Genomic DNA, 5220 nt, shown 5'->3' with positions numbered 1-5220 from the left:
CCCACAGGATGTCCACAGCATTCAGAACCTGTGCAGTACCTGTGGGAGCGGGTTTACCCGCGAAGAGGCCAGTACAGGTTAGACGAACGAGCTGAAGGAAATGTGATGGGAGGACCGACGGCCCTCCCGGAAGGGACGGATCAGAAGGCCTTGGCCAGGTCGATCACCAAGGCGCGGTAACCCACACTGCCCGGCTGTCGGCTGTGCACCTTCAGCTCCACCAGCACCTCCTGGGTCCCGCGCCGCACCTCGTTGAGCACGGTGGTGGTCAGTTTCTCCGGGGTCAGGAAGTTCACCGACGCCGAGTAGATGAACTGGGTGTCGGTCTCCGGACGGTAGGCCACCACCGAGGTCACCGGGCTGTACCACTCGTCGCCGCGCTCCTTGCCATATTCCCACACCTGCTCGACCGTGCCCTTGGCCTCGTCGATGCGGTACTCCACCGCCCGGCTGTAGTTGCCGGTCAGCCTGGTCGGGGCAAAGTCGCGGCCCCAGCCGTTATCGAACACGGTCAGCGTGCCTTTGCCGGTCAGCCAGGCGGTGTGCTGGGTCCACGACCAGTCAAAGTCTTCGCTCGCCACCGGCGTCAGCACTTTCGCCCGCAGACGCTCAGGCCAGCCTTGAGGCGAGGCGAGAATCCACTTGACCTGTTTGTCGCGACCGATCTTCACCACGCCCTGGTGCCGTGCTGAAACGATGATGCTGTCGTCATCGGCGTCGTATTCGATCGCATTGACGTGGGCCCAGTTACGCCCGGTGCCCACCCCCGGGGTGTCACCAAAGGGCAGGTCACCCTCGGCCAGTTCGTTGACCAGCCGCTCGTCCTGTTTCTGTACCCCGGCCGGCAACTGGATGGCTGCCTTTCCCAGGGTTTCGAGCAGGTCGCCACGGTACGGGTCGAGGATCTGGTTGAGGTCCCAGAAGTCCAGCACATCACCGGCCTCGTTGACCTCGATGATGTGGTCCCGGATCGAGCGCACGCGCTTGCCGTCGGGCCGGCGATAGTCACTGGTGCCCACACGTAGCAAGTAGGTGCCATTGGCGGTCTCGCGGATTTCATGGGAAAAGTCGGCAAACTTGTCGGGCAGGCTGCGCTGCCAGATACGCCGGCCCAGCAGGTCGTACTTGGAGTAGGTCTGGCCCTGGCCCCAGATCAGCTTGCCATCGCGGGTTTGTTGGAAGCCCATGGTGCCGCCCAGGCCATCGCGGCGGTTGGAGTCGTGGATCTGCTCGATGTCCAGGTACCAGCGCACGTCGCCATTGCTGTCGGCGATCCAGTTGTTGCCCACCTGGTCCCATTCCGCCGCACCGCCCAGGGCATTCCACTTGAAGGCGCGCCCGCCCGGGATGTCCCCCTGCAGGTGGTTGAACAGGTACAGGCGCTTTTCAAAACCTGGCGCTACCTTGACCGGCTGCACTTCAGGCAAGGCGGCGGTCTGCCTGGCCACCACCGGCAGGCGCACGGCCGGGGCGTAGATCTGGTACTGCTCGCGGATGCGCTCGCCGTCGAGCTTGTAGGTCACCTCCACATGGTTGACGTGGTCCGGGTACAGGCCGAATACCGGGATGCCGCCATAGGTCCACAACGAACGGTCGGACACCTGGTAGGCAATGTCCACACCGCGCTCGCCTCGCCCCAGCACGCGCACGTGCGCGGCACTCAGGCTGCGCCCACCGTCGCGAATGATCGCGGTCAGCGGCGCCAGGCGATACGGGTTGACCACCACGTCGCCGAGCAGCGCCTCGTCACGTTCGGGAACCTTGGCGGTCAGGCAGGCGCCTTCAGGCAATACAGGGGTTTCGGTCTTGGCATTCATGGCATAGCTCCTTGTGCTCAGAAGTCGTAACGGGCGGTGGCACCGAAAGTGCGCGGGGTGCCGAGCACGCCGGCATAGCCACCGTTGGCGGAGTTCCACAGGCTGGTGAAGTAGGTCTTGTCACCGGCGTTCTTCACCCACAGCGACAGGTCGACCACGCCGTCGCCCTGGTCAAGGCGCACACCGGCGGAAAGATTGACCAGCGCATAGCTGGGGATCTGGCCGAAATCGGAGTCGTCGATGGTGCCCACCGCCTTCGAGCGGAAGGCGTAACTGGCGGTGATATAGGGTTCGATGTGCTCGCTGGCCTGCCACTTGTACTGGGTGTTGAGGTTGGCGATGTACTTGGAGGCGCCGACCACCTGGTGGCCGGACAAGTCGCAAGTGGCGGTGGCGTTGGCCAGGCTCACCTCAGGCGGGCATGGGGCATCCTTGTACTCGGTGTAACGCACGTCGTTCCACGAGCCGTTGAAGTTGACCGTGAGGCCGCGCAGCGGCAGCGCCGTGGCTTCGAACTCCAGGCCACGCGAGCGCACGCTGCCGGCGTTGGCCAGGTACTGCACGCGGTTGATCTGGTCGTAGACGTTGGCCTGGTAGCCATGCACTTCGGCCCAGAACAGGTTGGTATTGAGTTGCAGGCGGTCATCGAACAGCGAGCTTTTCAAGCCGACTTCGGCGTTGTTGACCCGCTCGGTGCCGACCAGCAGCGAGTCGGTACCCAGCCGTGGCGCAGCGCCAACGGTAAGGTTGATGCCGCCCGACTTCTCGCCGTGGGTCAGGGTGGCGTAGCCCAGCAACTGCTCGTTGAAGCGATAGCTCAGGCCCAGCAGGCCAGAGGGGCTGAAACTGTACTGGTTGAGATCGCCTGAGTCGTACGCCCCTACCCGGGCCTGACGCGCTGCTGCGGCTGCCCCGGTTACTGCCGCACCTCCGGTTGGTGCATCGCGGGTCACCCAGGCGCTCTTTTCTTCATAGGTGCCGCGAATACCGGCGGTGAAATCCAGGCGGTCGGTGATGTGCCAGGTGCCCTGGGCGAACAGGGCGTAGCTGTCGGTATCGATATGGCCGTTGCCGATGGTGTCGACGTTGGCCAGGGCGCCGGCCGGGGTGAGGTTCCAGATATCCGCCTGCGGCCCGTAGTAGGTGAAGGATTTGTTGTCCAGGTCCTGCTTGAAGTAGTAGGCGCCCAGCACGTAGTCGAAGGCACCACCGGTGGGCGAAGCCAGGCGGATTTCCTGCGAGTACTGCTTGTCGCGCACCGATACCCCGGCGCTGTAGAACACCGGCACGTTGAGGCCGTCGTCGTTGCGCGGGGTGAAGTCCCACCAGCGGTAGGCGGTAATCGAGGTCAGGGTGAAGTCGTTGGGCAGGGTCCAGTTGGCCTCCACCGAGGTACCGCCCTGGAACACCGTCACCTGCTGGTCGGCGTCGAAGTTGACCTTGCGGTGCTTGCCCGACACCAACGTTGCGCCGGCCTGGGCGGCCAGGCTTTCGTAGCGGTTGACGCCATTGATGGTCGGGCCGGTGCTGTACAGGCTGAGGATGCCGTTGTCGGAGTCTTCTTCGTTGTATTCGCCGATCCAGCGCAGGTTGAAGGTTTCGCTCGGTTTGAACAGCAGTTGGGTACGAAAGCCTTGGCGCTTGCCGCCGTTCAGGTCGTCACCGTTGTGGATGTTCTTCACATAGCCGTCGTCTTCGGTGCGATAGGCGCTGATGCGACCGGCCAGTGTGTCGCTGATCGGCCCCGAGAAGCTGCCTTGGGTTTGCAGGTAGCCGTCTTCACCGATCGACTGCTGGATGCTGCCCTCGCGGTGGAAGGTGGGCTTGCGCCTGGTGATGTTGAGCACGCCGGCGGTAGTGTTCTTGCCGAACAGCGTGCCTTGCGGACCGCGCAACACCTCCAACTGCTCCACGTCCAGCAGGTCGAACACCGCCATGCCGGGGCGGCCGAGGTAGACGTTGTCCAGGTAGATGCCGACGCTGCCTTCCAGCCCATCGCTGGCGGGGTTGTTGCCCAGACCACGAATCGAGATGCTCGACTGGCGGGCATGAACGTAGGCGACGTTGGTGCTGGGCACCAGTTGCTGCAGGTCCTGCACGCGGTAGATGCGTTGGCTTTCCAGGGTTTCGCTGTCGAGCACGCTGATCGGCGTGGGCACGCTTTGCGCGGTTTCTTCGCGGCGGCGGGCATTGACCGTGACGGTGCCGAGCTTGGCTTCCTGCTCCACCGCCGGGGTGGCGTTGACCGGCTCTTCGGCGAAAGTGGCAGAGGACGTCGCCAGCAGCACGCCAGCGGCCAAGGGTTGCAAGGTGAAACGCGACGCGCGCGCAGGCCAGCGGGAAACTCCGGACATGCAAATGCTCCTTGAGGCATGGGCCCTGGCGAGCATTTCCGTTGGCGGAACCGAATCGCGGTCAGTCGGGCTTATATTCTTTTAGGCGATATAAATATTTGTAATTCATATTTTGTGGAATAAGTGACTCCCTTTATAAGGGGGCTAACCCTTGTCAGCAATTGCATTCGACCGAAAGTTTCAATGTAAAAAATGCATATCGATCTCCGTCAGCTGCGCCACTACATTGCCCTTGTCGAGCACCGCAGCTTCGTTGCTGCGGCGGCTGCGGTGAACCTGTCGCAATCAGCGTTCAGCCGCAGCATCCAGACCCTCGAGCACAACATTGGCTGCCGCCTGGTGGACCGCGCCAGCAAGGAGCTGGCGCCGACTCGCCAGGGCCTGCTGGTGCTGGAGCATTCGCGGCGGCTGGTGCATGGGGCGCACAACCTGGTCAACGAGATACACCAGTTCAACGGTGCCACCACCGGCGTGGTGCGCTTCGGTTCCGGGCCGGCGCCGGCCGGGGGGCTGGTACCGCGGGCGGTGGCACGCTTCGTCGCCGAATACCCCGCGGCGCGTACTTGCTTCCAGGTGGATAACTGGCAGGCGCTGAACCGCAAACTGGTTGCCGAGGAGATCGAGTTCTTCGTCGCAGACACCCGTCAGTTCGAGTCTGACCCGGACTACCAGGTGCACAAGCTGGCGCCGCAGCGCTGGCATTTCTGCTGCCGCGTCGGGCACCCGTTGACCGAGCGCGAGAGCGTGCGGGCGCGTGATCTATTCGACTACCCCCTGGCCACTACCTTCCGCCCGCCGAACATTCGCAAGATCCTCAGCGACCTCAGCGGGCGGCAGGATTTTCTGCCGACGGTGGAGTGCGAGCATGGCTATGCACTGCTGAATGTGGTGATGCATTCGGACACCATCGGCATTGCCTGCAATGCCAACTTGCGGCTGTATCAGCGCGACGGGGGATTGGTGGCATTGCAGCTGGCCGACCTGACGGTGGAGCAGGAAGAAGCGTTCTATACCCGTTATGGGGTGGTGAGCCGGGTGGGGTATGGGCT

3 protein-coding genes are annotated in these 5220 nt (G+C 63.4%); 1 reads left to right on the top strand and 2 read right to left on the bottom strand.

Annotated elements, in window-relative coordinates; all coding sequences use genetic code 11:
• Positions 1 to 140 precede the first annotated feature (140 nt).
• Positions 141 to 1817, bottom strand: coding sequence for an aryl-sulfate sulfotransferase (locus ACK1U9_RS17960; RefSeq protein ID WP_449110072.1), 1677 nt, complete (start codon positions 1815 to 1817; stop codon positions 141 to 143).
• Positions 1818 to 1834: 17 nt separating this feature from the next.
• Positions 1835 to 4171: a TonB-dependent receptor gene (locus ACK1U9_RS17955; protein WP_449110071.1), complete on the bottom strand. Its 2337-nt coding sequence runs from the start codon at positions 4169 to 4171 to the stop codon at positions 1835 to 1837.
• 192 nt (positions 4172 to 4363) lie between these two features.
• Here ACK1U9_RS17955 and ACK1U9_RS17950 point away from each other — a divergent pair.
• Positions 4364 to 5220, top strand: an 857-nt coding sequence (locus tag ACK1U9_RS17950; RefSeq protein WP_449110070.1) for a LysR family transcriptional regulator, incomplete at its 3' end; no start/stop codon positions are given.

The sequence above is a fragment of the Pseudomonas sp. XP1 genome, from assembly GCF_053557675.1.
The sequence above is the reverse complement of the archived record's forward strand: the minus strand, read 5'-3'. Positions and strand labels throughout refer to the sequence as shown.

Coding starts and splice junctions, on each gene's coding strand:
- ACK1U9_RS17960 (WP_449110072.1), bottom strand. CDS start 1,817: ATGAATGCCAAGACCGAAACCCCTGTATTGCCTGAAGGCGCCTGCCTG.
- ACK1U9_RS17955 (WP_449110071.1), bottom strand. CDS start 4,171: ATGTCCGGAGTTTCCCGCTGGCCTGCGCGCGCGTCGCGTTTCACCTTG.